The 25,663-nt window shown below is 67.6% G+C and carries 27 protein-coding genes; 13 read left to right on the top strand and 14 right to left on the bottom strand.

Annotation, left to right across the window (positions count from 1 at the left end; genetic code table 11):
* Nucleotides 1-28 precede the first annotated feature (28 nt).
* The 4 genes from AC1IQ6_RS24210 to fusA all read left to right on the top strand — a co-directional run bounded on the left by AC1IQ6_RS24210 (nt 29) and on the right by fusA (nt 4,788).
* Nucleotides 29-1,492, top strand: coding sequence for an aminotransferase-like domain-containing protein (locus AC1IQ6_RS24210; protein WP_168202270.1), 1,464 nt, complete (start codon nt 29-31; stop codon nt 1,490-1,492).
* A gap of 40 nt (nt 1,493-1,532) precedes the next feature.
* Nucleotides 1,533-1,877: a protein tyrosine phosphatase family protein gene (locus tag AC1IQ6_RS24205; RefSeq protein WP_043544931.1), complete on the top strand. Its 345-nt coding sequence runs from the start codon at nt 1,533-1,535 to the stop codon at nt 1,875-1,877.
* Between the two features lie 99 nt (nt 1,878-1,976).
* A complete protein-coding gene (locus AC1IQ6_RS24200) occupies nt 1,977-2,441 on the top strand; it encodes a universal stress protein (protein WP_102775846.1) in 465 nt (154 codons plus the stop codon).
* Between the two features lie 235 nt (nt 2,442-2,676).
* Nucleotides 2,677-4,788, top strand: a complete 2,112-nt coding sequence (gene fusA, locus AC1IQ6_RS24195) for an elongation factor G (protein WP_102775847.1) — start codon at nt 2,677-2,679, stop codon at nt 4,786-4,788.
* Between the two features lie 6 nt (nt 4,789-4,794).
* Here fusA and AC1IQ6_RS24190 read toward each other — a convergent pair whose 3' ends face one another.
* Entirely contained in the window at nt 4,795-5,757 is a 963-nt protein-coding gene (locus AC1IQ6_RS24190) for a DMT family transporter (RefSeq protein WP_485865406.1), read from the bottom strand.
* 253 nt (nt 5,758-6,010) lie between these two features.
* Here AC1IQ6_RS24190 and AC1IQ6_RS24185 point away from each other — a divergent pair, with 253 nt between their 5' ends.
* Nucleotides 6,011-6,472 (top strand): Lrp/AsnC family transcriptional regulator, encoded by a 462-nt coding sequence (locus tag AC1IQ6_RS24185; RefSeq protein ID WP_247747728.1) that lies wholly within the window; start codon nt 6,011-6,013, stop codon nt 6,470-6,472.
* On the opposite strand, the gene AC1IQ6_RS24180 is transcribed toward AC1IQ6_RS24185, so the two are convergent.
* Entirely contained in the window at nt 6,473-7,282 is an 810-nt protein-coding gene (locus AC1IQ6_RS24180) for an alpha/beta fold hydrolase (protein WP_209165644.1), read from the bottom strand.
* Between the two features lie 129 nt (nt 7,283-7,411).
* On the opposite strand from AC1IQ6_RS24180, the gene AC1IQ6_RS24175 reads away from it, so the two are divergent.
* On the top strand, nt 7,412-7,909 hold the full coding sequence (locus tag AC1IQ6_RS24175; RefSeq protein ID WP_102775850.1) for a YbaK/EbsC family protein: 498 nt from the start codon (nt 7,412-7,414) through the stop codon (nt 7,907-7,909).
* Nucleotides 7,910-7,916: 7 nt separating this feature from the next.
* Here the strand turns inward: AC1IQ6_RS24175 and AC1IQ6_RS24170 are convergent, their stop codons facing one another.
* The 10 genes from AC1IQ6_RS24170 to AC1IQ6_RS24125 form a co-directional block, all read right to left on the bottom strand.
* Nucleotides 7,917-8,705, bottom strand: coding sequence for an ABC transporter ATP-binding protein (locus AC1IQ6_RS24170; protein ID WP_102775851.1), 789 nt, complete (start codon nt 8,703-8,705; stop codon nt 7,917-7,919).
* On the bottom strand, nt 8,702-9,730 hold the full coding sequence (locus AC1IQ6_RS24165; protein WP_102775852.1) for a FecCD family ABC transporter permease: 1,029 nt from the start codon (nt 9,728-9,730) through the stop codon (nt 8,702-8,704). The genes AC1IQ6_RS24170 and AC1IQ6_RS24165 overlap by 4 nt, the downstream gene beginning before the upstream one ends.
* Nucleotides 9,730-10,419: a tol-pal system protein YbgF gene (gene ybgF / locus AC1IQ6_RS24160; protein WP_102775853.1), complete on the bottom strand. Its 690-nt coding sequence runs from the start codon at nt 10,417-10,419 to the stop codon at nt 9,730-9,732. Before ybgF ends, AC1IQ6_RS24165 begins: the two co-directional genes overlap by 1 nt.
* A gap of 85 nt (nt 10,420-10,504) precedes the next feature.
* Complete coding sequence (gene pal, locus AC1IQ6_RS24155; RefSeq protein WP_102775854.1) at nt 10,505-11,008, bottom strand: peptidoglycan-associated lipoprotein Pal; 504 nt, start codon at nt 11,006-11,008, stop codon at nt 10,505-10,507.
* Nucleotides 11,009-11,039: 31 nt separating this feature from the next.
* Nucleotides 11,040-12,362, bottom strand: coding sequence for a Tol-Pal system beta propeller repeat protein TolB (gene tolB, locus AC1IQ6_RS24150; protein WP_102775855.1), 1,323 nt, complete (start codon nt 12,360-12,362; stop codon nt 11,040-11,042).
* Between the two features lie 16 nt (nt 12,363-12,378).
* Nucleotides 12,379-13,521, bottom strand: a complete 1,143-nt coding sequence (tolA, locus tag AC1IQ6_RS24145) for a cell envelope integrity protein TolA (RefSeq protein ID WP_102775856.1) — start codon at nt 13,519-13,521, stop codon at nt 12,379-12,381.
* 39 nt (nt 13,522-13,560) lie between these two features.
* Entirely contained in the window at nt 13,561-14,019 is a 459-nt protein-coding gene (locus tag AC1IQ6_RS24140; RefSeq protein ID WP_111826710.1) for an ExbD/TolR family protein, read from the bottom strand.
* Nucleotides 14,019-14,699, bottom strand: coding sequence for a protein TolQ (tolQ, locus tag AC1IQ6_RS24135; RefSeq protein ID WP_102775858.1), 681 nt, complete (start codon nt 14,697-14,699; stop codon nt 14,019-14,021). The genes AC1IQ6_RS24140 and tolQ overlap by 1 nt, the downstream gene beginning before the upstream one ends.
* Nucleotides 14,700-14,701: 2 nt before the next feature.
* Nucleotides 14,702-15,124 carry a tol-pal system-associated acyl-CoA thioesterase gene (gene ybgC, locus AC1IQ6_RS24130; RefSeq protein ID WP_102775859.1) on the bottom strand — a complete coding sequence of 141 codons (423 nt, stop codon included), beginning with the start codon at nt 15,122-15,124 and terminating at the stop codon, nt 14,702-14,704.
* Nucleotides 15,125-15,178: 54 nt separating this feature from the next.
* Nucleotides 15,179-16,906 carry a proline--tRNA ligase gene (locus tag AC1IQ6_RS24125; RefSeq protein ID WP_102775860.1) on the bottom strand — a complete coding sequence of 576 codons (1,728 nt, stop codon included), beginning with the start codon at nt 16,904-16,906 and terminating at the stop codon, nt 15,179-15,181.
* Nucleotides 16,907-16,971: 65 nt separating this feature from the next.
* On the opposite strand from AC1IQ6_RS24125, the gene AC1IQ6_RS24120 reads away from it, so the two are divergent.
* The 6 genes from AC1IQ6_RS24120 (at nt 16,972) to AC1IQ6_RS24095 (ending at nt 22,966) form a co-directional block, all read left to right on the top strand.
* Nucleotides 16,972-17,544 (top strand): RNA pyrophosphohydrolase, encoded by a 573-nt coding sequence (locus AC1IQ6_RS24120; RefSeq protein WP_102775861.1) that lies wholly within the window; start codon nt 16,972-16,974, stop codon nt 17,542-17,544.
* Nucleotides 17,525-18,205 carry a response regulator gene (locus tag AC1IQ6_RS24115; protein WP_062681263.1) on the top strand — a complete coding sequence of 227 codons (681 nt, stop codon included), beginning with the start codon at nt 17,525-17,527 and terminating at the stop codon, nt 18,203-18,205. The genes AC1IQ6_RS24120 and AC1IQ6_RS24115 overlap by 20 nt, the downstream gene beginning before the upstream one ends.
* Nucleotides 18,206-19,723, top strand: coding sequence for a sensor histidine kinase (locus tag AC1IQ6_RS24110; RefSeq protein ID WP_485865405.1), 1,518 nt, complete (start codon nt 18,206-18,208; stop codon nt 19,721-19,723).
* A gap of 244 nt (nt 19,724-19,967) precedes the next feature.
* On the top strand, nt 19,968-20,396 hold the full coding sequence (locus AC1IQ6_RS24105; protein WP_111826963.1) for a tripartite tricarboxylate transporter TctB family protein: 429 nt from the start codon (nt 19,968-19,970) through the stop codon (nt 20,394-20,396).
* A gap of 6 nt (nt 20,397-20,402) precedes the next feature.
* Complete coding sequence (locus AC1IQ6_RS24100) at nt 20,403-21,932, top strand: tripartite tricarboxylate transporter permease (RefSeq protein ID WP_102775863.1); 1,530 nt, start codon at nt 20,403-20,405, stop codon at nt 21,930-21,932.
* A 104-nt stretch (nt 21,933-22,036) separates the two neighbouring features.
* Nucleotides 22,037-22,966 (top strand): 2-hydroxyacid dehydrogenase, encoded by a 930-nt coding sequence (locus AC1IQ6_RS24095; protein WP_485865404.1) that lies wholly within the window; start codon nt 22,037-22,039, stop codon nt 22,964-22,966.
* On the opposite strand, the gene AC1IQ6_RS24090 is transcribed toward AC1IQ6_RS24095, so the two are convergent.
* The gene (locus AC1IQ6_RS24090) at nt 22,960-23,895 is read right to left on the bottom strand and encodes a LysR family transcriptional regulator (RefSeq protein ID WP_102775865.1); all 936 of its coding nucleotides are present in this window, start codon (nt 23,893-23,895) and stop codon (nt 22,960-22,962) included. The genes AC1IQ6_RS24095 and AC1IQ6_RS24090 overlap by 7 nt on opposite strands.
* Before the next feature lie 141 nt (nt 23,896-24,036).
* Between AC1IQ6_RS24090 and AC1IQ6_RS24085 the strand changes: the two genes are divergently transcribed.
* A complete protein-coding gene (locus tag AC1IQ6_RS24085; protein ID WP_485865403.1) occupies nt 24,037-24,666 on the top strand; it encodes an FMN-dependent NADH-azoreductase in 630 nt (209 codons plus the stop codon).
* Between the two features lie 63 nt (nt 24,667-24,729).
* Here AC1IQ6_RS24085 and AC1IQ6_RS24080 read toward each other — a convergent pair whose 3' ends face one another.
* Nucleotides 24,730-25,635: an NAD(P)-dependent oxidoreductase gene (locus AC1IQ6_RS24080; RefSeq protein WP_102775867.1), complete on the bottom strand. Its 906-nt coding sequence runs from the start codon at nt 25,633-25,635 to the stop codon at nt 24,730-24,732.
* Between the last annotated feature and the right edge of the window lie 28 nt (nt 25,636-25,663).

Raw genomic sequence — 25,663 nt, 5'->3', positions numbered from 1 at the left:
CTTTAATCACTGGCCTGGTGAAATCTCCATGACAGTTGCCCCCGCGCTCTCATCCTCCCCGCCCTGGCAGCCGGTGCGCCAGGCCGACGCCACCCTGGTGACGCAGCTGGCCGACGGCCTGGCCCGCCGCATCGACGAGCAGGGCCTGCGGCCCGGCACCCGGCTGCCGTCCATCCGCAAGATGGCCGAACAGTCCGGCGTCAGCCGCTTTACGGTGGTGGAAGCCTACGACCGGCTGGTGGCGCGTGGCCTGGTGCAGTCGCGCCGGGGCGCGGGGTTTTTCGTGCGGGCGCGCAGCGGCCCGCTGGCGGCCTCCGCCACGGCGCCGTCCGCCGCTTCGCTGGCGCCGCCGGCGCGCATCGACGTGGCCTGGCTGCTGCGCAGCATGTTCCGCGAAACCGCCGCGCTCGGCATGCCGGGCGGCGCGGGCCTGCTGCCGCCGGACTGGCTGGATCCCGAAATGGTGGCCGGCGCGGTGCGCGCGGTCGGGCGCTCGGTGCGCGGCCACCTGGTCAGCTACGGTCATCCCCAGGGCTTCGCGCCGCTGCGCCAGCAGATCGCCGCCTCGCTGCAGAACGACGGCGTGCCGGCGCATCCGGAGCTGAACCTGCTCACGACCAACGGCGTCACGCACGGCCTGGATCTGATCGCGCGGCACCTGGTCAAGCCGGGCGACACCGTGCTGGTCGAAGACCCGGCCTGGTTCGTCATTTTCGGCCGCCTGGCGGCCTTCGGCGCGCGCCCCATCGGCGTGCCGCGCGGCCCCGACGGCCCCGACATCGCGCTGCTCGAACAGCTGGCCGCGCAGCACAAGCCCAAGCTCTTCATCGTCAACAGCGCGGTGCACAACCCCACCGGCCATACCCTGTCGGCCGGGGCGGCCTACGACATCCTGCGCATCGCCGAGCGCCACGATTTCATGGTGGTCGAAGACGACACCTACGGCGAACTGCATCCCGGCGGGGCCATGAAGCTGGCGGTGCTGGACCGCCTGAAACGCGTGATCCTGGTGGGCGGCTATTCCAAGATGCTGGCGGCCAGCCTGCGCGTGGGCTATCTGGCGGCCAATCCCGACATCCTGCAGAAGCTGGCCGACCTGAAGATGCTGGCCGGCCTGACCTCGCCCGAACTGGGCGAACGGGTCGTGCACCGGGTGCTGATGGAAGGGCAGTACCGGCGCCATATCGAACGGGTGCGCGCGCGCGTGGACGAGGCCCGCCAGCGCTGCCTGAAGGGCCTGCTCAAGCTGGGAATGACGGTGCATCACGAACCGAATGCGGGCATGTTCGTCTGGGCCGATTGCGGCCGCGACAGCGAGGAGCTGGCGCGGGTGGCGGCCGACCACGGCATGCTGCTGGCGCCGGGCACGCTGTTCTCGCCGTCGCAGGCGCCCTCCAGCATGCTGCGTTTTTCGGTCACCATCGCCGATCACCGGGGAATCTGGGCGGACCTGGAAAAAATCTTCGCGCAAACCGGCGCGGGCATTCAATAATATAAAAAGCCCTCATTACCAAGCCATATAAGGAATCGTCATGTCCGCACCCATCAAACCCCTGACCCAGAATTTCGCCGTCGCCCCGCAGCTCGGCCCGGACGACATGGCGGACGTCGCCGCCGCCGGCTACAAGAGCGTCATCATCAACCGTCCCGATTTCGAAGGCGGCCCCGACCAGCCCACCGCCGCCGACGTGTCCAAGGCCGCGCAGGCCGCCGGCCTGCAGATCGAATACCAGCCCGTGGTGGGCAGCGCCATGACCGCCGCCGACGTCCAGCGCTTCGCCGAACTGCTGCGCACGCTGCCCGGTCCGGTACTGGCGTATTGCCGCACCGGCACCCGCTGCACCAACCTGTTCGCCGCCGCGCAGCAACTGGGCTGAGGCCGCGCTTGACGCGCATCAAGCACATCGGGTTCACATTGATGTACGCGTAGCGGGTTTCCGGTAGCATGGAGACTCCTCTCAAACAGGAGCAGGCAGATGTTCAAGAAGATCCTGATTCCCACCGACGGCTCGCCGCTGTCGGCGCAAGCCGCCAACGCGGGTATTTGTTTTGCGCGTTCCGTAGGCGCTGAAGTCGTCGCGCTGTACGTCACGCAGCCGTTCGCGGCCACCATCGGCTTCGACGGCATGGCCGCGGCCTATGCCATCACCGACGAAGACTACGAAAAGGCCTCGGCCGAACAGGCCGACAAGTACCTCAAGCAGATCACCGACCGCGCCGACACCGCCGGCGTGAAGTCCGAGGCGCGCGCCGTGTCCAACTTCAATGTGGCCGACGGCATCGTGCAGGCCGCCGCCGACGCCGGCTGCGACCTGATCTTCATCGGCAGCCACGGCCGCAGCGGTCTGTCGCGCCTGCTGCTGGGCAGCGTCACGGCCAAGGTGCTGTCGCTGGCCAGCACCGCCGTGCTGGTCTACCGCGTCAAGGAAGACAAGAAGTAAGTCCTTCCGCGCAGGTCGCCCCGAACCCCTCCGCAGCGAGGGGTTTTTTTGCGCCCGGCGCGGCGCGCAAGCGGGCCGCGCGCGTCTTTGTATCTTGCGGCGGCGGGCGTAATATTCATGCATCAGCGCGGGCGCGGCCTCGCCACTACGCAGTCCTTCACGCGGCCTCGCGCCCGCCGCGGCAAGGCCCGGTCGGGCCTGCCGTCTTTGCCTGGCGACTTCAAAGGAAGAGGCCATGACTCGCAAGACGCGTATCGAGCTATACCGCAACATCGGCATCAGCGCCCACATCGACGCGGGCAAAACGACGACCACCGAGCGCATCCTCTTCTATACCGGCATCACCCACAAGATCGGCGAGGTGCACGATGGCGCCGCGGTGATGGACTGGATGGAGCAGGAGCAGGAGCGCGGCATCACGATCACCTCGGCCGCCACCACCGCCTTCTGGAAAGGCATGGCCGGCAACTATCCCGAGCACCGCATCAACATCATCGACACGCCCGGCCACGTGGACTTCACCATCGAGGTCGAGCGCTCCATGCGCGTGCTGGACGGCGCGGTCATGGTGTATGACGCGGTCGGCGGCGTGCAGCCGCAATCCGAGACCGTCTGGCGCCAGGCCAACAAGTACAAGGTGCCGCGGCTGGCCTTCGTCAACAAGATGGACCGCGTGGGCGCGGACTTCCTGCGCGTGCAGCGCCAGATCGCCGAGCGCCTCAAGGGCGACGCCGTGCCGATCCAGCTGCCGGTGGGCGCCGAAGACCATTTCGAAGGCGTGATCGACCTGGTCAAGATGAAGGCCATCATCTGGGACGAGGCCAGCCAGGGCGTGCGTTTCGAATACCAGGACATCCCGGCCGCGATGCAGGCGCAGGCCCAGGAATGGCACGACAAGATGGTCGAGAAGGCCGCCGAAGCCAACGAGGCGCTGCTGGAGAAATACCTGGCGGGCGAGCCGCTGACCGAGGAAGAGATCAAGCAGGGCCTGCGCCAGCGCACGGTGGCCAACGAGATCGTGCCCATGCTGTGCGGCAGCGCGTTCAAGAACAAGGGCGTGCAGGCCATGCTGGACGCGGTGCTCGACTACCTGCCGTCGCCGGTCGACGTGCCGGCCATCAAGGGCCATGACGAGCGCGACCGCGAGATCGAGCGCCATCCCGCCGACAACGAGCCGTTCTCGGCCCTGGCCTTCAAGATCATGACCGATCCCTTCGTCGGCCAGCTGGTGTTCTTCCGCGTGTATTCGGGCGTGGTGAAGTCGGGCGACTCGGTGTTGAACCCGGTCAAGGGCAAAAAGGAAAGGCTGGGCCGCATCCTGCAGATGCACGCCAACGAGCGCCGCGAAATCACCGAGGTCTATGCCGGCGACATCGCCGCGGCGGTGGGGATCAAGGACGTCACCACCGGCGACACGCTGACCGATCCGGCGCACGTCATCATCCTGGAACGCATGGTCTTCCCGGAGCCGGTGATATCGCAGGCGGTCGAGCCCAAGACCAAGGCCGACCAGGAAAAAATGGGCATCGCGCTGGGCCGCCTGGCGCAGGAAGACCCGTCCTTCCGCGTGCGCACCGACGAGGAGTCGGGCCAGACCATCATCTCGGGCATGGGCGAGCTGCACCTGGAAATCCTGGTGGACCGCATGAAGCGCGAGTTCGGCGTCGAGGCCACGGTGGGCAAGCCGCAGGTGGCCTACCGCGAAACCATACGCAAGACCTGTGCCGAGGTCGAGGGCAAGTTCGTCAAGCAGTCCGGCGGGCGCGGCCAGTACGGCCACGTGGTGCTGAAGCTCGAACCGCAGGAACCCGGCAAGGGTTATGAGTTCGTCGACGCGATCAAGGGCGGCGTGGTGCCGCGCGAGTTCATCCCGGCGGTGGACAAGGGCGTGCGCGAGGCGCTCAACGCCGGCGTGCTGGCCGGCTATCCCGTGGTGGACGTGAAGGTGACGCTGTTCTTCGGTTCCTACCACGACGTGGATTCGAACGAGAACGCGTTCCGCATGGCCGGCTCGATGGCGTTCAAGGAAGGCATGCGCCGGGCCGACCCGGTGCTGCTGGAACCCATGATGCAGGTCGAGGTGGAAACGCCCGACGATTACACCGGCAACGTCATGGGCGACCTGTCCTCGCGCCGCGGCATGGTCCAGGGCATGGAGGACATCGCCGGCGGCGGCGGCAAGCTGGTGCGCGCCGAAGTGCCGCTGGCCGAGATGTTCGGCTATTCGACCTCGCTGCGTTCGCTTACCCAGGGCAGGGCGACCTACTCCATGGAGTTCAAGCATTACGCCGAGGCCCCGCGCCAGGTGGCGCAGGAAGTGATTGCGGCCCAGGGCACGGGCCGCTGAGGCGGCTCAGGCCGCCGCGGCGGCCGCGCCCGTCGCGGCCGCGCGCCGGCGCGTCGAGGCCAGTCGCACGCCGAACAGAATCATCACGAAGCCGTAGGCGTGGAACAGCTGCGGCGCCTCGCCCAATAGCGGCCAGGCCAGCAGCGCCGCATACACCGGCACCAGGAACATGGCCAGTCCGGCCGTGGCCGGGCCGGCCTGGCTGATCAGCCGGCCGTATACGTAGTAGGCGCCCAGGCTGGGCACCACGGCCAGGAACAGCAGCGTCGCCGCCAGCCGCGGATCGGTCCATGGCGGCACGGCGCCGCTGGCCGCCTCGATCGCCGCGAACGGCGCCAGCGCCAGCACGCCACCCAGCATCAGCGTCGCCAGGCGCGCGCTGTCGGGCACCGCCGCCGGCAGGCTCAACCGCTTCTGCAGCACCGTATAGAGCGCCCAGCCGGTGGCGGCCAGCAGCACCCACAGGTCGCCCTGGCCGAAAGCCAGGCGCGCCAGCGCCTGCGCATCGCCGCGCGACAGCACCGTCAGCACGCCGCCCAGCGCCAGCGCCAGGCCCGCGGCGCGCAGGGCCGACAAAGGCTTGCGCCAGATCGCCGCTTCCAGCAGGGCCACCAGAATGGGGCTGCACGAGAAAATCAGCGCGATATTGGTGGCGCTGGTGGTCTGGGCGCCGATGTACTGCGGCGCCACCGCCACGCCCATGCCCAGCACCGCTAGCGGCAGCAGCGACGGCAGGCTGCGGCGCAGCGTCTGGCGGTGCGCGCGCAGCGCCGGCGCGGCCAGCGGCAGCAGGATCAGCAGGGCGATCAGCCAGCGGCCGAAGGCGAGAAACACAGGGGGGAGGCTGGCGTCGTGGGCCCAGCGGGCCGCGACCATGTTGGAGGCGAATAGCGCCGGGGCGGTAAGAAGCATGGCGGTGCCGGACAGGCCCAGGCCGGATCTTGCGGGTGCTGCTGCTGCGAAGGACATGATTTCCCGCCGCGCGGATCGGCGCGCGGCATGATGCGTTGGAACTGCCGGCGCGCGCGCCGGGTTGTGCCGCAGCGAGCGCGCCGAAATCCGACGGCCGGGGTAGGCGGCCGTCTTGCAGGAAAGTCTACGGCGGGTAGCGAAAAATAGGTTTCCTGATTCACGCCTGATTGGCGGATATAGGAAAATATCTATCCTCTAGAATTGATATTCAGAGAGATTTTCTCCTGGAGTGCCTGTCATCGTGTCCGCCATGCCCAAAATCGACGAAACCGACCGCAAGATCCTGCGCGCGCTGCGCGCCGACGGGCGGCTCACCAACCTGAAGCTGGCCGAGCAGGTGGGGCTGTCGCCCACGCCGTGCTGGAACCGCGTGAAGGCGCTGGAAGAGGCCGGGGTGATCGAGGGCTACGCCGCGCTGTTGAACCAGAAGGCGCTGGGCCTGCCCGATACCGTCATGATCGAGGTCACGCTGGAGCACCACGACGACGACACGCTGGCGCGCTTCGGCGAGGAAATCACGCGCCTGCCGGAAGTGGTCGAGGCCTTTCTCGTGACCGGCGAGTACGACTACCTGATCAAGGTGGCGGTGGCGGGCACCGAGGGCTACGAGTCCTTTCTGCGCAAGCGCCTGTACAAGCTGCGCGGCGTGCGCCACAGCCGCTCCACCTTCGTGCTGCGGCGGCTCAAGCACACGCCTTCGGTCGAGCCCTGATCAGCCGCCGATGAATTCCTCGATGGCGCCGTTGAAGGCGCGCGGATTGCCCAGGTTCATGCCGTGCGAGGAGCCGGCGATGGTCACCCGGTGCGCGTGCGGCAGCCATTGCGCCAGCGCGTCGAGCACGGCGGGGTAGGGGGCGGGGCTCAACGCGCCGCCGATCAGCAGCGTGGGCATTTTCAGGGAGCCGATCTGCTGCGGCGTCAGCGCGGCGGGCGTCTCGCGCGCCTGGCCGAACAGCGTGCCGACGTTGTCGCGCACCATCTCCTTGAACCAGGGCACCATGCGCTGCCAGGTGTTGGGGCCGGTCACGGTATCGACGAACAGCGCCAGGCCGGCTTCGGTTTCGCCGGCGCGGATGAGCTCCAGCGCGCGCAGCCGGAAACCGCCGCGGTGGTCGTCCGCGCCGGGCAGCGGCAGGCCGGGATCGGCCAGGGTCAGGCTGCGCAGCGCGTCGGGACGGCGCAGCGCCGCTTCCAGCGCCACGCGCCCGCCGCGGGAATGGCCCACCAGATGGGCCGGGCCGCCGGCCACGGCGTCGATGAATTCCAGCACGTCGCTGGCGTGCTGCTCGATCGAAAAGCCGTCGCCCGCGCCGTCCCAGGCTTCCGGCCAGTAGCGGCGCAGGCATACCGCCAGCACGCGGAACGACCGCCCCAGCGGCGCCATCTGCGACTTCCAGTAGCGGCTGTCGGACAGGGAGCCATGCACCAGCACCAGCGGCGCGCCGCTGCCATACTCGGTGTAGGACATGGCATAGCCGCCGATCGGCGCGGTTTGCAGGGGCAGGACGGGTTCGGAACGCATGGGAGTCTTGTGCAAAAGCCAGGTGCGCATTCTAGCTCCCCAGCCATCGCGGGCCGGCGCTGATAAACTCGTTTTCCGTTGCGCCGGCCTATCCCAGCGCCGGCATCGCCTGAAACGGAGCCCGCCACGATGTCCCCCGAGTCCCTCGCCGCCCTGCCCGAATCCGCTCGCCGCGTCGCCCAGCTGCTGCTGGACCTGGGGCACGACAAGCCCGTCGTGGTGCTGCCGCAGACCGGCAAGACCTCGGCCGAAGCGGCGGCCGGGCTGGGCTGCGAAGTGGCGCAGATCGCCAAGTCCATCATCTTCCGCCGCGCCGCCGACGATGCGCCGGTGCTGGTGATCGCCAGCGGCGTGAACCGGGTCGACGAGGCCAAGGTGGCCGCGCAGGTCGGCGAACTGGCCAAGGCCGACGCCAAGTTCGTGCGCGACATGACCGGCTATGCCATCGGCGGCGTCTGCCCCATCGGCCACACGGTCAAGCCGGTGATGCTGCTGGACGCGGACCTGTTCAACTACGAAAGCCTGTGGGCCGCCGCCGGCCATCCTCATGCCGTGTTCAACCTGACGCCGCGGCAATTGGCGGACATGACCGGCGCGCCGGTCGCCGACGTGGCGCAGCGCGCCTGAGCCGTCCTTAGCGCGGGCGCGCCTCCAGCCCGTCTATCAGCACCTGCCGCAAGCCGCGCGAGCAGGTTTCGACGCGCCCCTGCACCCCATACACCGCCGCCAGCGAGGCCGGCGTGATGACTTCGGCGGGGGCGCCCGCCGCGTGCAGCCGTCCGCCGTGGATCATGACCGCGCGGTCCGCGTGCTGCAGGGCCGCGTTCAGGTCGTGCAGCACGATCAGGCTGATGAGGCCGTGCTCGCGCGTTTCCTGCCTGAGCAGGCGCATCACGTGGAACTGGTAGTTCAGGTCCAGCGCCGACAGCGGTTCGTCCAGCAGCAGCACGCGCGGATGGCGCACCAGCGCCTGCGCCAGGCCGACCAGCTGTTTCTGCCCGCCGGACAGCGCATCCAGGTAGTGCAGCGCCAGATGGGCGATGCCCAGCCGTTCGAGCAGCCGCTCGACGCTGCGGGCATCGGCCGCCGCGGCGTCGCCGCCGCTGGCCCGCGCCGCCACCAGCACCGATTCCAGCACCCGCAGGTGCACCGCAGCGGGCAGGCTCTGCGGCAGATAGACCACGTGGCGCGCGCGTTCGCCGAAGTTCAGCCGGATCAGGTCCTGTTCGCCCAGCCGGGCGCTGCCGGCGCGGGTCCGGACCAGGCCGGCCAGCGCCTTGAGCAGCGTGGACTTGCCGCTGCCGTTGGGGCCGAGCAGGGCGGTGACTTCGCCGGCGGCCAGCGCCGGCAGGCCCAGCCCGTGCAGCACGTCGCCGCGCCCGTAGCCGGCGCAGAGCCCTTCGATGGCGAGTTGCGGGCTCATGGCAGTTGCCGGCGCAGGACCACCGCCACGAAGAAGGGGATGCCGACCAGCGCGGTCACGATGCCCACCGGCACGATCACGCCGGGCACGAGGTTCTTGGACGCGATCGAGGCCAGCGACAGGATCACCGCGCCCACCAGCGCGCTGCCGGGCAGGTAATAGCGGTGATCTTCGCCGAACAGCCGGCGCGCGATATGGGGCGCCACCAGCCCGATGAAGCCTATCGTGCCGACGAAGGCGACGGCCAGCGACGACAGCAGGCTGACGCGCGCCAGCGCCGCGACGCGCACGCGGCGCACGTCCACGCCGAAGCTGGCGGCGCGGTCTTCGCCCAGTCGCAAGGCGGTCAGCTTCCAGGACTGGCGCATGGCCAGCGGCAGGGCCAGCGCAACGGCGGCCGCCAGCACGGCCACCGCGGCCCAGCCCGGGCGCGCCAGGCTGCCCAGGGTCCAGAACACCAGGTTCTGCAGGGCTTCGGCGCTGGCCATGAACTGCACCAGCGAAACCAGCGCGTTGAAGGTGAACAGCATGGCGATGCCGAACAGCACCACAGTCGACGTATTCATGCCGCCCCAACGGGTCACCGCGTCCAGCAGCAGCGCGGCCAGCAGCGCGAACAGAAACGCGTTGCCGGCCACCAGCCAGCCGTCGGGGATGCCCGGCACGCCCAGCTGCAGCACGATGGCCAGCGAGGCCCCGAAGGCGGCCGCCGAAGACACGCCCAGCGTGAACGGGCTGGCCAGCGGGTTGTTCAGGATGGTCTGCATCTCGGCGCCCGCCAGGCCCAGCGCCATGCCCACCAGGGCGGCCAGCAGGGCCGAGGGCAGGCGGATGTCCCAGACGATGACGCGGGTGGTGGGATCGGCGGCGGCGGGCGCGGTCAGCGTCTGCCACAGGTCGCGCCACGGCAGGCCGGAAGGGCCCAAGGTGAAATCGGCCAGCAGCGCCATGAAAATCGCCGCCAGCAGCAGGGCGATCAGCCCCGCGCGGCGGCGCAGGATATGCCGGTAGGCGGCAACCGCCATTACTGGAGCAGCTGCAGGCGGCTCTTGGCGGTGCCGGCGGCCGGCGTGGTGGGGTAGTCGCGCACGATGCGCTGCAGCGTCGTCTTGGCGCCGGCGCGGTTGTTCAGCTCGATCTGGCTGCCGGCGATGACCAGCAGCGCATCGGGGGCGCGCGCGTTGTCGGGGGATTTTTCGACCATGGCGTTGAGCTGTTCGATGGCGCCCTTGAAGTCCTTCAGCGCGTAGCGGCTGCTGCCCAGGTAGAACTGGGCGCTGGGCGCGAGCTGGCTGGAGGGGTAGAGCGCGGTGAACGCGGCGAACGACTCGGAGGCGTCCTTGTACTGGCCCTTGCGGAAGAGGTCGATGGCGCCGTCATAGGCGGCCTGTTCCTGCGGGTCGCCGGCATTGGCGCCCGGCGGGTTGGTGCTGCCGGCGGCGCCGCCCGGGCGCGCGCTGGGCTGCTGGCGCGACACCAGTTCGAGCTGGTCGCGCAGTTGGGCGATTTCCTGCTGCAGGGACTGGATCTGGTCGGCAAGCTGCAGCTTGGCGCGCTGGTTCTGCTCGTTCTGCTGCTGAACCTGCTTGCGCAGATCCAGGATAGCCCGACGGGCCTCATCGTCGGAAAAAGCGTGGGCCGGCGCCGTCAGGGCGGCAAGCACCAGGCCGGTGGCCACAATAAGGGGACGCAGGGACAGAACGTTATCGCGCATGAAAATTCCCGGGTATAAAAACAAACGTCGGGACGGCCGGCTGACCGTCCCGACGCGTGGTAGGACACTCGACTATACGGAAAGTTTAGCGGCGATAGACGATATCGGCACGGCGGTTTTCCGCAAAATCGGCTTCCGACGTACCGGTCGCCTTCGGCTTTTCCTTACCGAAGCTGATGGTTTCGATCTGGTTGTCGCTGACGCCCAGCAGGGTCATCATGCGGCGCACGGCGTCGGCACGGCGCTGGCCCAGGGCCAGGTTGTACTCGGAACCGCCGCGTTCGTCGGTGTTGCCTTCGATCTTGATGTTTTGCTGCGGGTGCGAGGCCAGGTACTTCGCGTGGGTTTCGACCAAACCGCGGTACTGGTCCGACACCGTGTAGCTGTCGAAGTCAAAGTACACCGAGCGCTGTTGCGCCAGGATGCTTTGGGGGTTGAAGGGATCAAGGATTTCGCCGGAGCTCGACGACGATCCTTGGCCAGCGCCTCCGCCCTGACCCGCTTTATCGTCGAGAGGGACGGAGCTGCAGGCTGCCAGGGCGGCAGCCAGAGCGGCGATGGTTAGGCTTTTGGCAATGCGCGACTTCATGATAGTTCCTTTGCAAAGAGAGTCACACGTGTTATCGGGTAAATGGGCCCCAAGTCGGTTCACGTATTTCCCCGTTCAGTACCGATAGCGTCTGCCGTACGCGGCCATCGCTCGAGACACCTGCAAGCACGCTACGACCGTTTTGAACGGCGGCGTAAAGCACTTGCATTCCATTAGGCGCGAAGCTAGGGGACTGATCGTCACGACCATCGGTCAGCAAAGTCTCGGCACCTGAGGACAGGTTCAACGACGCGATACGAAACGCGCCGTCGCGTTTCGCAACGTACAGCAGCGTCGATCCGTCGGGGGAAATTCGGGGTGAGATGTTGTAACCACCATTAAACGTGAGGCGGCGGGCTTCGCCGCCACTCGAGCCGGTCTGGTAGATCTGCGGCCCGCCGCTGCGGTCACTCGTAAAGATAATGGATGCCCCGTCCGGCGTAAAGCGCGGTTCGGTGTCGATGCCGGGAGAACGCGTCACACGGGTCGGATTGGAGCCGTCGGACGCATTAACGATGTAAATTTGCGACAAACCATCGCGGGTCAGAGCCACCGCGAGCTTGGAGCCGTCGGGCGACCAGCCGGGTGCACTATTGTTACCTTTGAAGTTGGCGACGGGAACGCGCGCGCTGGAAGCCAGATTGTGCACGTACACGACAGGTTTGCCGGATTCGAAGCTTACGTAGGCCAGCTTGGAGCCATCGGGCGACCAGGACGGCGAGATGATGGGCTCGCGCGAGCGCAGGGCCACCTGCGGGTTCTGGCCGTCGGCATCGGCCACCTGCAGTTCGTAGGTGGTGCCCTTCTTCAGCACGTAGGCGATACGGGTCGAGAACACGCCGCGAACGCCGGTGATCTTCTCGTAAATGCGGTCGGCGATCTGGTGGGCGACGCGGCGCAGTTCCTGCTCGGTGCCCGAGAACGCGACACCGTCGAGCTGGCCCTTCTTGACCGTGTCGGCCAGGCGGTAGCGGACGTCGTAGCGGCCGTCGGCCCCGCGCGAGATGCTGCCGTAGGCGATGAAGTCGGCGCCCTTGGCGCGCCAGTCGTCGTGCGAGATGGGGGAGTCGACGTTCAGGCCGGAACCGGCGGCGTTGATGAGGCGGAACTGGCCGGTGCGGGTCAGGTCGGCGCGGATGACTTCGGCCAGCGCGCGTCCGTGGGTGTCGTCGACGGCGAAATCGGCGATGGCCACAGGGTACTGGGTGGCGCCGGTCCCCGAGATATCGACGCGCAACTGGGCCTGGGCGGGTCGCATGGCCATCAGGCAGGCCAGCGCCAGCATCAGCAGCCCGAGTCCATACGATCGCCAGAGAGCGAGCTGGGGTACTCGTCGGCTATAAGCGGGAGTCATATTCGTCAATCTCCTGTCAATCATACATTCTGTACACAACGTCAATAATGGGTTCGTAGCGGCCCGTGGAAGGCTTGGGGAAGGGGTTGCAACGGCGGATGCCGGTTTCGACCGCGCGGTCGAAGCCTGCAATGCCCGAAGACCGGGTCAACGTTACGCCGTTGACCTTCCCGTCGGAACCTAACTGTACCCGGTATTGTGCCGTGGGATTTTCCGATCCGCTGCGCGGCGGGGGCGGATAGGCCACCCCGGGCTGCACGCAGGCGCGCACCTTGGCGCCGTAGCCGCTGTCGCGCCCGCCGCCTGCCTGGTTGCGGTCGGCCGTGCCGCCGGGGATGCCGGCGGCGCCCAGGGCGTCGTTGCGGAACGCCTCCCGGAGGGCCTTGTCGGCGGCCGCCTTCTTGGCGGCTTCTTCCTTGGCCTTCTTCTCGGCGGCGGCCTTTTTCTCGGCTGCGGCCTTTTCGGCAGCAGCCTTTTCGGCGGCAGCCTTCTTCTCGGCGGCCGCTTTTTCCTCGGCCGCCTTCTTTTCGGCAGCCGCCTTCTCGGCAGCGGCCTTTTCGGCGGCGGCCTTCTTGGCGGCTTCTTCCTTGGCCTTTTTCTCGGCGGCGGCCTTCTCGGCCGCGGCTTTTTCGGCGGCAGCCTTCTCGGCGGCCTGGCGTTCCTGCTCCAGGCGCTTCTTCTCTTTCAGTTCGGCCTGCTTGCGCTCTTCCTCGAGGCGCGCCTTTTCCTTGGCGGCTTCGGCGGCCTGGCGCGCCTTTTCCTCTTCCTCGCGCTTCTTCTTGGCTTCCTGGAGCGCGATTTCGGGGTCGACCTCCTCGGTCTTGGGCTGAACCTGGGGTTCCGGCTCGGGTGGAGGCGGCGGGGGCGGCGGAGGCGGCGGCTCGGGCGCTTCTTCAGGCTCGGGCTTGGGCTGCGGCTTGGGTTCGGGCTTGGTCGGTTCGGGTTCGGGCGTGGGCGGCGGCGAGTCGGGCGAATTGCCGTCGGCCCAGAGTTCCACCTGCACGGGGCCGGGGTTCTCCGAGCGCCAGCTCACGCCGAAGATCAGCACGATCAGCAGCAGCACGTGCACCGCCACGGCCAGCAGCAATGCCTTGCGGTTGTCGTGGTGGGGCGGGGGGGCCGGGGGGCCGCTGCGGTGTCGGATAATGGGTGGCGTCATGGGCGTTGCATGCCTTCGGCGCCGGCCGAAGGCGTCGCGTTAGCGTTTCTTCGCGGGGGCGGGCTGGTTCTGGCCGGCGGATTGGTCCACCAGCAGACCCAGGCGGGTGATGCCGTTGGTGCGCAATTCGTCCATGACCTTCACTACCGTCTCGTACGGCACCTTGCCGTCGGCGGCGATGACCACCGGGGTTTCAGCCGTAATGCGCGAGCGCACTTGCGCCACCAGTTCGGGACGCGCGATGTCCTGCGGCGTCGCGCCGGGTTCGCGCATGCGCAGGGCGAGCTTGCCGTCTTCCGAAATCTGGACTTCCAGCGGCTTGACCGGCACCTCGGAGGCGGCGCCGACCGAGGGCAACTGGATCAGGCCGGGCGTGATGAGGGGCGCGGTCACCATGAAGATGACCAGCAGCACCAGCATGACGTCGATGTAGGGCACGACGTTGATGTCGGCCTTCATGCGGCGGCCGGCCCGGCCGCGCGAGCTTACCGAGGGCATTAGCGTACCTGCCGTTGCAGAATGTTCAGGAATTCATCGACGAAGCTGTCGAAGCGGATCGAGATGCGGTCGATGTCGTTGGTGAAGCGGTTGTAGGCGACCACGGCCGGAATGGCGGCGAACAGGCCGATGGCGGTCGCGATCAGGGCTTCCGCGATGCCGGGGGCCACCGAGGCCAGCGTGGCCTGCTGCATGTTCGACAGGCCGATGAAGGCGTGCATGATGCCCCAGACCGTGCCCAGCAGGCCGATGTACGGCGAAACCGAGCCGGCCGAGGCCAGGAAGTTGAGGTGCGATTCCAGCGAGTCCATTTCGCGCTGGTAGGCCGCACGCATGGCGCGGCGCGGGCCGTCGAGCAGGGCGATGGCGTCGCCCGTGGCGTTGCCGCGGCGGGCCTTCAGGAATTCGGTCATGCCGGCATCGAAGATGCGGGCCAGCGCGCCCTGTTCGTCGCGGCGCGAGGCCACGGCCTGCTGCAGCATGGACAGGTCGCCGCCGGACCAGAAATCGTCTTCGAAACGGCGGGTCTGCGCATGGGCGCGCTTGATGGCCAGGCGCTTGGCGAAGATGTAGGTCCAGGACATGATCGAAATGCCCAGCAGCAACAGCATGATCAGCTGGACCGGCACGCTGGCGTCGGTGATCAGGGTAAGCAACGACATGTCGTTGGTGACTTGCATGGTTATTCCTGAATGAATTTCAGTTTGGCGCGAACGTCGGCCGGCAGTTCCGCCGGCCGCATGTGGATGGCATCGACGCAGCAGACTTGGATATTGCCTTCGGCAAGCAGTTCCCCGTCACGCTCGGCGCGCTGCGCGAAGTGTATCGAAGCGCGGCCCAGTCGTGTGATCCGGCTGCGTATGGTAAGCAGGTCGTCCAGCCTGGCCGGTTTGCGGTAGGACATGTCCAGGGAGTGGACGACGAAAAGCCGTTGCTCGCTGGCCGCCAGGGCGGACTGGTTGACTCCCAGGTCGCGCAGCCACTCGGTGCGTGCGCGCTCCAGGAATTTCAGGTAGTTGGCATAGAAAACCACCCCGCCCGCGTCCGTGTCTTCGTAGTAGACGCGGACCTGCAGGATGGATTCGGGGAACTTCGGGGCGGTCACGGTACGGATAGGCAGATGTCGGACGGGGCCGATAAGCCCGTAGTTACTATAAGGTTAAAGGGTGTCGAGCTTGCTCAGCACGGCCTCGAGCGCGGACTCTACCGGAATCTTGGCGGCTTCGGTTTCCCGACGGGCCTGCAATTCCAACACACCATCGTTCAGGCCGCGTTCTCCAACTGTTACACGCAGCGGCGCGCCGATCAATTCCCATTCGGCGAACATCACGCCGGGGCGGGCGTCGCGGTCGTCCAGGATGACGTCCACGCCGCGCGCCAGCAGCGATTCATAGAGCTTCTGGGCGGTGTCACGCACGGTTTCACTTTTGCCCCAGCCCACCGGGCAGATCACGACTTCGAAGGGCGCGATGGCGCGCGGCCAGATGATGCCGCGGGCGTCGTGGTTCTGTTCGATGGCCGCGCCCACGATGCGGGTGACGCCGATGCCGTAGCAGCCCATCTCCAGCACCGCCGGCTTGCCGGTCTCGTCCAGGAAGGTGGCCTTGAGCGCTTCGGAGTACTTCTTGCCCAGGTAGAAAACGTGGCCCACTTCGATGCCGCGCTGGATCGACAGCGTGCCCTTGCCGTCGGGCGAGGGATCGCCGGCGACGACGTTGCGCAGGTCGGCGACCAGCTCGGGCTCGGGCAGGTCGCGGCCCCAGTTCACGCCGCGGATGTGGAAATCTTCCTTGTTCGCGCCGCAGACGAAGTCGGCCATGTTGGCCACGGTGCGGTCGGCGACGACGTGCACCGGGCGCGCGGTCTTGACCGGGCCCAGGTAGCCGGGCTTGCAGCCGAAAGCCTCGACGATCTCGCTTTCCGTGGCGAAGCGGAAGCCCGCCAGGCCCGGCAGCTTGCCGGCCTTGATCTCGTTGAGCTCATGGTCGCCGCGCAGCAGCAGCAGCCAGATGTCGGCGCCTTTTTCGCCGTCGGTGGCCAGCACGATGGACTTGATCGTGCGCTCCAGCGGCATGTCCAGCAGGCGGGCGACGTCTTCGCACTTGGCCGCGCCCGGGGTGGGCACTTCGGCCATGGCCTCGGCCGGCTCGGCGCGCGTGGCGTACAGCGCGGGCGCCTCGGCCAGCTCGATATTGGCGGCGTAGTCGGACTCGGCGTTGTAGACCAGCAGGTCCTCGCCGGTTTCGGCGATGACCTGGAATTCATGGCTGCGCGAACCGCCGATCGAGCCCGTGTCGGCCGCCACCGCGCGGAATTCCAGGCCCAGTCGGCCGAAGATGCGCATGTAGGCGTTGAACATGATGTCGTAGCTGCGCTGGGCGCCGGCCTCGTCGCGGTCGAACGAGTAGGCGTCCTTCATGGTGAATTCGCGGCCGCGCATCAGGCCGAAGCGCGGACGGCGCTCGTCGCGGAACTTGGTTTGGATGTGATAGAAGTTCAGCGGCAGCTGGCGGTAGCTGTGGATCTCGTTGCGCGCGATATCCGTGATCACCTCTTCGGACGTGGGCTGCAGCACGAAATCGCGCTGGTGCCGGTCCTTGATGCGCAGCAGTTCCGCGCCGTACTGCTCCCAGCGGCCCGACTCCTGCCAGAGCTCGGCGGGCTGGACCACCGGCATCAGCAGCTCGATGGCGCCCGCGGCGTTCATTTCCTCGCGGACGATGGCCTCGACCTTGCGGATGATCTTCAGCCCCAGGGGCATGTAGGTGTAGATGCCGCCCGCGAGCTTGCGGATCATGCCGGCCCGGGTCATCAGTTGGTGGCTGGCGACTTCGGCTTCCGAAGGGGCTTCTTTGAGGGTGTTGATGTGGTAGTTGGATGCGCGCATGTTTAAAGGTGGCAGCAGATACGTATAATCGTCCGTAATTGTATTGAATTCGGTGGGGGTGGCCCATGCTTGACCGCGAAGGCTACCGCCCCAATGTCGGCATCATTCTCGTCAACACCAAAAACGAGGTCTTTTGGGGCAAGCGTATCAGGGAACATGCATGGCAGTTCCCCCAGGGCGGCATCAAGTACGGCGAAAGCCCGGTGCAGGCCATGTATCGCGAGCTCCATGAAGAGGTGGGCCTGAAGCCCGAGCATGTCCGCATTTTGGGGCGTACACGCGATTGGTTACGTTATAACGTGCCCGATCACTTCGTCCGGCGTGAGTGGCGCGGCCACTATAAAGGACAAAAGCAGATTTGGTTCTTGTTGCGCCTGGTCGGCCGTGACAGCGACGTTTGCCTGCGCGCGACGCAGCATCCGGAATTCGACGCCTGGCGCTGGAGCCAGTACTGGGTTCCGCTGGATGCCGTGATCGAGTTCAAGCGCGACGTCTATACCCAGGCGTTGAACGAGTTGTCGGCGATCCTCTTTCGGCGTCACCACGAAACCCGCTACTTGCGCCAGCGGGTGCACGGACAACGTGCGGCTGAGAATTTGCCCGAAGGAACGGACGGTCATGCGCATATTGTTGGTTGAAGACGAACGGGACATGGCGTCCTGGTTGATGCGCGCGCTCGCCCAGAGCGGGTTCGTGCCCGACCACGCGGCCGATGCCCGGACGGCCGAAGCCTTCATGGCCGGCACGGAGTACGACGCCATCGTCATGGACCTGCGCCTGCCCGACAAGCACGGGCTGGTGGTCCTGCGCGAGATGCGCAACCGCGACGACCGCACGCCGGTGCTGCTCTTGACCGCGCAGGGCGCGCTGCAGGACCGCGTGCGCGGCCTGAACCTGGGCGCCGACGATTTCCTGACCAAGCCCTTCGCCCTCGAAGAACTGGAAGCCCGCCTCACCGCCCTGGTGCGCCGCAGCCGCGGCCGCCAGCATCCGCGGCTGCAGTGCGGCTCGCTGTCCTACGACAGCGAAAGCCGCGCCTTCACGCTGGACGGCTCGCTGCTGTTTCTCACCCCGCGCGAACACGCCGCGCTGGCGGCCCTGCTGACCCGCAGCGGCTACCCGGTGGACAAGTCGCAGCTGTTCGGCAAGGTCTTCACCCACGACAGCGAAGCCAACCCCGACGCCATCGAGGTCGTGCTGCACCGGCTGCGCAAGAAGCTGGCCGGCAGCGACGTGCGCATCGTCACGGTCCGCGGGCTGGGGTACATGCTGGAAAGCGTCGCCAGCGAGTCGGCCTAGATGAAGTTGCCGCGCGTCGGCATCCGTGCGCTGCTCATCATCCTGCTGCTGCCGGGCGTGGTGGTGCTGCTGGTCGTCGACAGCCTGAACGACTACCGCACGCTGGCTGAAATCACCAACGAAGCCTACGACAGCGCGCTGGTCGAGCCGGCGCGCGTGCTCGAAAGCAGCCTGGAATTCACGCCCGAGGGCAGGCTGCAGGTGGCCACGCCGCTCTATGCGCAGGTCATGCTGGAATCGCGCGCCGGCCTGCGCAAGTATTTCCGCATCGAAGAAATGGACCCGCCGCTGCCGGACGGCTCGCCGGTGCCGCAGGACCAGGGCAAGACCTTGCTGGGCATGCCCGAAATGCCGCGTCCGCCGAGCTGGCCGCGCTCCAACGGCCAGCCGGTCTTCTACGACAGCGTCTACCGCAACGACCCGGTGCGGGTCGTTGCGGTGGTGCGCGATCTCTACTACAAGGGGCAGCACCGGCAGGTGCTGGTGGTGGTGGCCGAAAGCACCGGCAAGCGCATCGAGGCCGAGAACCGCGCGCGCCGCCAGGAAATCCTGCGCGACACGCGCATGCTGGCCCTGGTGGCGCTGCTGGTGTGGTGGGGCGTGTCGTGGGCCCTGAAGCCGCTGCGCCGGCTGCGCAACGATATCCGGGGGCGCCGGCCCGACGACCTGACGCCGCTGGACGCCTCGCGCGTGCCCAGCGAGGTCAGCCCGCTGGTCGACGCCGTCAACCACCATATCGCGCGCTACCGCCGGGTGCTGGACGAGCAGTCGCACTTCCTGGCCGACGCCTCCCACCAGTTGCGCACGCCGCTGGCCATCATGCTGACGCAGGCGCAGTATGCGCTGCGCGAGCGCGATCCGGCGCGCGCGCAGGAGGGCCTGCGCGCCATCGTCGACCAGCTGGGCCGCACCCGCCGCCTGACCGAACAGCTGCTGTCGCTGGCGCACGCCAACCAGGCCGATCCGCTGCCGCGCCAATTGCTGGACCTCAACGCCGTGTCGCGCGAGGTGGTGCTGCAGTACCTGCCGCTGGCGCACGAGAAACAGCAGGACCTGGGCTGGGTGCCGGCCGGCGCCGAAGAAGGGCAGGAAACCCCCGTGCCGGTCTCGGGCAACGAGGCCGAGCTGCACGAGGCCCTGTCCAACCTGGTCCATAACGCCATCCATTACACGCCCCCCGGCGCGCGCATCACCGTATCGGTCTGCCGCCAGGACGGCCGCGCCGAGGTCGCCGTGTCCGACAACGGCCCCGGGCTGGACCCGGTGCTGCGCCAGCGCGCCTTTGCGCGCTTCGAGCGGGTCGGCACCGACAAGCCGGTCGCCTCCTCGGGCTCGGGCCTGGGGCTGGCGATCGCGCGCGCCTACGCGCGCCGCAACGACGGCGACATCGAACTGCGCGACGGCGAGCCCAACGCGCAGGGCGGCGTCGGCCTGGCTTCCGTGCTGTGGCTGCCGATCGCCTCCACGGTCTCGCAGTATCCGCGCCCGGCCGACGTCGAACTCAAGGGCGAGCAATAGCGCGCCGTCACCGTCGCTTACGCATGCGACACGCCCGCCGCTCAGGGATTACCCCTGGATTCAGCAAGGCGACAGCGCACAGAAAGCGAATCCGCAGCTTCCTTCCGTAATCTGCCCTCCGGCCTGTCGCAAGCGGCCGCGGCGTCCGTTCCGGGCGGCGCATTCAGGGCTGCAAAGGCCTGTGAGGAAGGAGGAAGACGTGCAAAAAACCATCAACAGAAAGGACTATTACGGCGGCGCGCTGATGGTCCTCATCGGCCTGGGCGCCATATACGGCGGCACCGACTATCACGTCGGCACGCTCAGCCACATGGGCCCCGGATTCTTTCCGGCGGCGCTGGGCGGACTGCTGGCGCTGACCGGCGTGCTGATCGCGCTGTCGGCGCGTTCCGGCGAGGGCGGCGGCGCCGCGCCGGGCGAGGGCCACGCCCACGGCCTGCCGGACCTGCGTGGCGGCGCCTGCATCCTGCTGGGCATCCTGGCATTTCTGCTGCTCGGCCACTACGGCGGCCTGCTGCCGGCGACCTTCGCCATCGTGTTCATATCCGCGCTGGGCGACCGCAAGAACACGGTCAAACAGGCGTTCCTGCTGTCGATCGCCATGGTCGCGATCGCGGTCGTCGTTTTCTGGTGGGCGCTGCAACTGCAGATGCCGCTGTTTCGCTGGGGTTGAAGCGCCATGATCTCCCAATCCTTGATGGACCTCTGGTACGGCTTCGGCGTCGCGTTCCAGTGGCATAACCTGATGTGGTCGTTCTTCGGCGTGCTGGTGGGCAACCTCATCGGCGTGCTGCCCGGCATGGGCGCGCTGTCGGCCATTTCGATCCTGCTGCCGCTGACCTATGTGATGCATCCGGTGCCCGCCATCCTGATGCTGGCCGGGATTTTCTACGGCTCGCAATACGGCGGCGCCATCGGCGCGATCCTGCTCAACCTGCCTTCGCATCCGCCGCATGCGGTGACCTGCCTGGACGGCTATCCGCTGACCAAGCAGGGCAAGGGAGGAACGGCGCTGGGCATCACCATGATCTGCTCGTTCTTCGCCGCCTCGGTAGGCATCATCGTCATGATCTTCGCCTCGCCGCTGCTGGTGGAGGTGGCGTTCAAGTTCGGCCCGACCGAGATCTTCTCGATCATGCTGCTGGGGCTGCTGGCCGGCGCGACCATGTCGCGCGGCTCGCCGCTGAAGGGCGTGGCGATGACCCTGTTCGGCCTGATGTGCGGCGTGGTGGGCACCGACGTCAACACCGGCACCATCCGCTTTTCGTTCGGCCTGCTGGACCTGTCCGACGGCCTGGAGCTGGTGGCGATCTCGATGGGCCTGTTTGGCGTGGCCGACTTCCTCATGAGCGTCAACCGCATGAGCATCATCGGCAGCGGCGCCAAGCTGCGCCTGAAGGACATGCGGCCCAGCCGCCAGGAGCTCAAGACCGCCTTCTGGCCCATGGTCCGCGGCACCACGGTGGGCACGCTGTTCGGCGCCATGCCGGGCACCGGCCCGACGATCACCACCTTCGTGTCCTACGCGCTGGAACGCAAGATCTCCAAGACGCCGGAAAAATTCGGCACCGGCATGATCGCCGGCGTGGCCTCGCCCGAAGCCTCGTCGCACTCCAAGACGCAGGTCGACTTCATCCCGACGATGAGCCTGGGCATTCCGGGCGACGCGGTGATGGCGCTGATCCTGGGCGCGCTGCTGATCCAGGGCATCCAGCCCGGCCCGCAGCTGATCACCGAACATCCGGACATCTTCTGGGGCCTGATCGCCAGCTTCTGGGTCGGCAACGTGCTGCTGATGGTGCTGAACGTGCCGTTGATCGGCGTGTGGGTGAAACTGCTGCAGGTGCCTTACCGCTATCTGTTCCCGTCCGCGCTGTTCTTCATCGCGGTGGGGGTGTTCAGCACGCAGAACAGCCTCTTCCAGATCTGGGAGGTACTGGCCTTCGGCGTGATCGGCGCCATCCTGATGACGCTGGAATTCTCGGTCGCGCCCATCCTGCTGGGCTTCGTGCTCGGGCCGATGGTGGAAGAGAATTTCCGCCGCGCGCTGCTGCTGTCGCGCGGAGATCTGGGCGTGTTCATCGAGCGTCCGATCAGCGCCTGGTTCATCGCGGCCAGCGCCTTGCTGATCGCGCTGCAGGTGTGGGCCTTCCTGCGCCGCGGCCGCGGCAAGGGCCGCGGCAAGCCCGAAGTGCCGCAGGCGGCCTGAACGGCGCGATCCCGATCGGCCCGGCGCTTTCGCCGGGCCGTTTGATTTGTCGGGCGGCATCCCTCATGCTTGGGGGTTCCTGAGTTCCGCATACGAAAGCCGCCATGCACATCCTGTTCGCCTGTCCCCACCACGATCCCGACGCCTGGGTGCCCCTGCTGGAGGCCGCCATGCCCGGCTGCCGCATTTCGGTATGGAACCCCGAGGGCCCGCCGTCGGGCGCCGACGTCGCGCTGGTGTGGCGTCCGCCGGCCGAACTGTTTAGGCACGAGACCGGCCTGACCACGCTGTTCAACCTGGGGGCGGGCGTCGACGCCCTGCTGAAAATGCCCGAGATCCCGCCGCACGTGCGCATCGTGCGCCTCGAAGACGCGGGCATGGCGCTGCAGATGGCCGAGTATGCGTTGTACGCGCTGCTGCGCGTCTCGCGCGATTTCGAAGCCTTCGACCGCGCCCAGGCGCGCCAGCACTGGGAGCCGGGCGAAGGCAGCCGGCCGGCCGACTGGCCGGTGGGCGTGCTGGGGCTGGGCCAGGTGGGCCTGCGCGTGGCGCAGACGCTGGCCGGCTTCGGCTATCCGGTGGCGGGCTGGTCGCGTTCGCCGCGCGACATCCCGGGCGTCGAATCCTATGCGGGCATGGACGCGCTGCCGGCGTTCCTGGCGCGCACGCGCTTCCTGGTCAACGTCCTGCCGCTCACGCCGGATACGGCCGGCATCCTCAATCGGGACACGCTGTCGCGGCTGCTGCCCGGCGCCCATCTGGTCAACGTCGGCCGCGGCGAGCACCTGGTCGAGGACGACCTGGTGCAGATGCTGGAAGAGGGCGAGATCGCCGGCGCCACGCTGGACGTGTTCCACACCGAGCCGCTGCCGCGCGACCATCCCTTCTGGCGCGATGCGCGCGTGCACGTCACGCCGCATATCGCGGCGCGCACGCTGCGCGACGAAAGCATCGCCCAGATCGCGGCCAAGGTCGCGCAGCTGCGGCGCGGCGAGGCCATCAGCGGCGTGGTGGAGCGCGAGCGGGGCTACTGAGCCGCCGCGGTCGGCGCCTTTTCCAGCCGCTGGTACATGGAAGGCAGGCGCTCGGACAGGAAATCGAGCAGCGCGCGCACCGCGGGCATCATGCCGCGGCGCGACGGGTAGATACAGTGGACGATACCTTCGGGCGACTGCCATTGCGGCAGCACCTGCACCAGCTGGCCGCGGCGCAGCTCTTCATGCGTGGCGATCGACGGCAGCAGCGCGATGCCGCGGCCGCGCACCGCCGCCTCGGTCAGCACGATGAAGTCGTTGCAGGACAACTGCGGCTTGAGCTCGATGCTCACCTCTTCGCCCTTGTCGTTGCGCAGCGGCCAGCGCACCTCGTGCTGCGGGTCGCTGAAGCTCAGCGTGGTGTGGGTGGCCAGGTCCTGCGGGCTGTCGGGCGTGCCGTGACGCTGCAGGTAGCCCGGGCTGGCGACCAGCGTGCCGCGTCCGGTGCCGAAGTGGCGCACCACCAGTTCCGCATCAGTATCCAGCTTGGTGCGCACCCGCAGCGCCAGGTCCACGCCCTCGCGTATCAGGTCCACGCGGCGGTTGGTCACCAGCAGCTGCACCGATATCGCCGGCCAGGCGTCCAGGAATTCCGGCAACAGCGGCGCCAGCACGTCCTGGGCGATGGAAACCGGGCAACTGACGATCACAGGCCCGCTGGGCTCGGACTGCAGCTGGCGCATGGCCTCGTCGGCCGCGCGCGCCGAAGCCGCCATTTCGCGGCAATAGTGCAGATAGCGCTCGCCGGCCGAAGTCAGTCGCAGACGCCGCGTCGTGCGTTGCAGCAGGCGTACGCCCAGGCTTTCCTCCAGGTGGGAGATCCGGCGCGACAGGCGGGATTTGGGGATGTCCAGTGCCCGCGCCGCGGCGCTGAAACCGCCTTGCTCGACGACCTGGGAAAAATAATAGAGATCATTGAGGTCTTGCATGATTGTTCTGCACTTGGAACGAACAGTTCATCATAACCCCATTTATATGTGCAATCAGCCCAGTTACAGTGAGGCCATGCATTCGGCGCCTGCCCGAGCCAAGACCGCGACAGGCCCGCCCGCCCACTGGAGATATTTGCAATGAAGACCCTGGTTATCCTTTCCTCGATTCTCGGCGATCGTTCCAACAGCAAGCAATTGGCCGATCACCTGATTGCGCGCATCAAGTCCGCCAACCCCGCCGCGGCGGTCAAGATCCGCGACATCGGCGCCCAGCCCCTGCCGTATTTCGACGGCGCCACCGTCGGCGCGCTGTTCACGCCGTCCGACGCCCGCACGGCCGAGCAGCACCGCATCGTCGAACTGGGCGATGCCCTGATCGCCGAACTGATGGAAGCCGACTGCATCGTCTTCGCCGTGCCCGTCTACAACTTCAGCCTGCCCGCGCAGTTCAAGACCTACCTGGATTACGTCGCCCGCGCCGGCGTCACCTTCCGCTATACGTCCGAAGGCGTGCCGGAAGGCCTGGTCAAGGGCAAAGAGGTGCTGGTGCTGACCGCCCGCGGCGGCAAGGCCGAAGGCACACCCGCCGATACGCTCACGCCTTACCTGCGCCAGATGCTGGGCTTCCTGGGCATGGACGACGTGACCTTCATCGCCGCCGAGGGCATGGCCATGGGCGAAGTCGCGGCGCTGGAAGGCGTGGCGCAGGCCAAACAGCGCATCGACGCGCTGCTGGCCGACGCGGCGCCGGTCGGCATCGCTGCATAAGCCCGGTCGTCGGGCCAAAAAAAGGCGAGCCCCAGGGCTCGCCTTTTTGCTTGACTGCGGCGTTCAGTCGCGCAGGCGCTTGATCAGGCTGGACGTGTCCCAGCGGCCTCCGCCCATCTTCTGGACGTCGCCGTAGAACTGGTCCACCAGGGCCGTCAGCGGCAGGCGGGCGCCGTTGTGGCGCGCCTCCGCCAGCACCAGCCCGAGGTCCTTGCGCATCCAGTCCACCGCGAAGCCGAAATCGAACTTGTCGTCGACCATGGTGCCGCCGCGGTTCTCCATCTGCCAGCTTTGCGCCGCGCCCTTGCTGATCACGTCCAGCACCAGCTTCATGTCCAGGTCGGCGGCCTGGCCGAACGCAATGGCTTCCGACAGCCCCTGCACCACACCGGCGATGCAGATCTGGTTGACCATCTTGGCCAGCTGGCCGGCTCCCGGAGGGCCCACCAGCGTGACGGCGCGGCCGAAGCACTGCGCCACCGGCTTGATCGCGTCGAACACGGCCGGCTCGCCGCCGCACATGATGGTCAGCACGCCGTTGACCGCGCCCGCCTGTCCGCCGGACACCGGGGCGTCGATGAAGTTCAGGCCCAGCTCCTTGGCCTGCGCATAGAGTTCGCGCGCCACGTCGGCCGAGGCCGTGGTGTGGTCCACGAACACCGCGCCCGGCGCCATGCCCGCGAACGCGCCGTCCGGCCCCAGCACCACGCTGCGCAAGTCGTCGTCGTTGCCGACGCAGGCGAACACGATCTGCGCGCCGGCGACGGCTTCGCGCGGCGTGGCCGCGCTCTTGCCGCCGAATTCGGCCACCCAGGCCTGGGCCTTGGCCGGCGTGCGGTTGTAGACGGTGACGTCATGGCCCGCGCGGGCCAGATGGCCGGCCATGGGCAGGCCCATCACGCCCAATCCGAGGAAAGTGACTTTCTGGGCTACCGCCGCGTCGTAGCTCTTGGTACCGATCGTTGCCATGCAGGACTCCGCTCTATGAGGGTAAGGT

This window comes from Achromobacter sp. MUI-25009338, from assembly GCF_057359325.1.
Note: the sequence above shows the minus strand (reverse complement) of the source record. Positions and strands in the feature narration are given on the sequence as shown.

Excerpts from the sequence above, each read along its gene's own strand:
- AC1IQ6_RS24210 (WP_168202270.1), top strand. The coding sequence starts at position 29 with ATGACAGTTGCCCCCGCGCTCTCATCCTCCCCGCCCTGGCAGCCGGTG.
- AC1IQ6_RS24205 (WP_043544931.1), top strand. The coding sequence starts at position 1,533 with ATGTCCGCACCCATCAAACCCCTGACCCAGAATTTCGCCGTCGCCCCG.
- AC1IQ6_RS24200 (WP_102775846.1), top strand. The coding sequence starts at position 1,977 with ATGTTCAAGAAGATCCTGATTCCCACCGACGGCTCGCCGCTGTCGGCG.
- fusA (WP_102775847.1), top strand. The coding sequence starts at position 2,677 with ATGACTCGCAAGACGCGTATCGAGCTATACCGCAACATCGGCATCAGC.
- AC1IQ6_RS24190 (WP_485865406.1), bottom strand. The coding sequence starts at position 5,757 with ATGTCCTTCGCAGCAGCAGCACCCGCAAGATCCGGCCTGGGCCTGTCC.
- AC1IQ6_RS24185 (WP_247747728.1), top strand. The coding sequence starts at position 6,011 with ATGCCCAAAATCGACGAAACCGACCGCAAGATCCTGCGCGCGCTGCGC.
- AC1IQ6_RS24180 (WP_209165644.1), bottom strand. The coding sequence starts at position 7,282 with ATGCGTTCCGAACCCGTCCTGCCCCTGCAAACCGCGCCGATCGGCGGC.
- AC1IQ6_RS24175 (WP_102775850.1), top strand. The coding sequence starts at position 7,412 with ATGTCCCCCGAGTCCCTCGCCGCCCTGCCCGAATCCGCTCGCCGCGTC.
- AC1IQ6_RS24170 (WP_102775851.1), bottom strand. The coding sequence starts at position 8,705 with ATGAGCCCGCAACTCGCCATCGAAGGGCTCTGCGCCGGCTACGGGCGC.
- AC1IQ6_RS24165 (WP_102775852.1), bottom strand. The coding sequence starts at position 9,730 with ATGGCGGTTGCCGCCTACCGGCATATCCTGCGCCGCCGCGCGGGGCTG.
- ybgF (WP_102775853.1), bottom strand. The coding sequence starts at position 10,419 with ATGCGCGATAACGTTCTGTCCCTGCGTCCCCTTATTGTGGCCACCGGC.
- pal (WP_102775854.1), bottom strand. The coding sequence starts at position 11,008 with ATGAAGTCGCGCATTGCCAAAAGCCTAACCATCGCCGCTCTGGCTGCC.
- tolB (WP_102775855.1), bottom strand. The coding sequence starts at position 12,362 with ATGACTCCCGCTTATAGCCGACGAGTACCCCAGCTCGCTCTCTGGCGA.
- tolA (WP_102775856.1), bottom strand. The coding sequence starts at position 13,521 with ATGACGCCACCCATTATCCGACACCGCAGCGGCCCCCCGGCCCCCCCG.
- AC1IQ6_RS24140 (WP_111826710.1), bottom strand. The coding sequence starts at position 14,019 with ATGCCCTCGGTAAGCTCGCGCGGCCGGGCCGGCCGCCGCATGAAGGCC.
- tolQ (WP_102775858.1), bottom strand. The coding sequence starts at position 14,699 with ATGCAAGTCACCAACGACATGTCGTTGCTTACCCTGATCACCGACGCC.
- AC1IQ6_RS24125 (WP_102775860.1), bottom strand. The coding sequence starts at position 16,906 with ATGCGCGCATCCAACTACCACATCAACACCCTCAAAGAAGCCCCTTCG.
- AC1IQ6_RS24120 (WP_102775861.1), top strand. The coding sequence starts at position 16,972 with ATGCTTGACCGCGAAGGCTACCGCCCCAATGTCGGCATCATTCTCGTC.
- AC1IQ6_RS24115 (WP_062681263.1), top strand. The coding sequence starts at position 17,525 with ATGCGCATATTGTTGGTTGAAGACGAACGGGACATGGCGTCCTGGTTG.
- AC1IQ6_RS24110 (WP_485865405.1), top strand. The coding sequence starts at position 18,206 with ATGAAGTTGCCGCGCGTCGGCATCCGTGCGCTGCTCATCATCCTGCTG.
- AC1IQ6_RS24105 (WP_111826963.1), top strand. The coding sequence starts at position 19,968 with ATGGTCCTCATCGGCCTGGGCGCCATATACGGCGGCACCGACTATCAC.
- AC1IQ6_RS24100 (WP_102775863.1), top strand. The coding sequence starts at position 20,403 with ATGATCTCCCAATCCTTGATGGACCTCTGGTACGGCTTCGGCGTCGCG.
- AC1IQ6_RS24095 (WP_485865404.1), top strand. The coding sequence starts at position 22,037 with ATGCACATCCTGTTCGCCTGTCCCCACCACGATCCCGACGCCTGGGTG.
- AC1IQ6_RS24090 (WP_102775865.1), bottom strand. The coding sequence starts at position 23,895 with ATGCAAGACCTCAATGATCTCTATTATTTTTCCCAGGTCGTCGAGCAA.
- AC1IQ6_RS24085 (WP_485865403.1), top strand. The coding sequence starts at position 24,037 with ATGAAGACCCTGGTTATCCTTTCCTCGATTCTCGGCGATCGTTCCAAC.
- AC1IQ6_RS24080 (WP_102775867.1), bottom strand. The coding sequence starts at position 25,635 with ATGGCAACGATCGGTACCAAGAGCTACGACGCGGCGGTAGCCCAGAAA.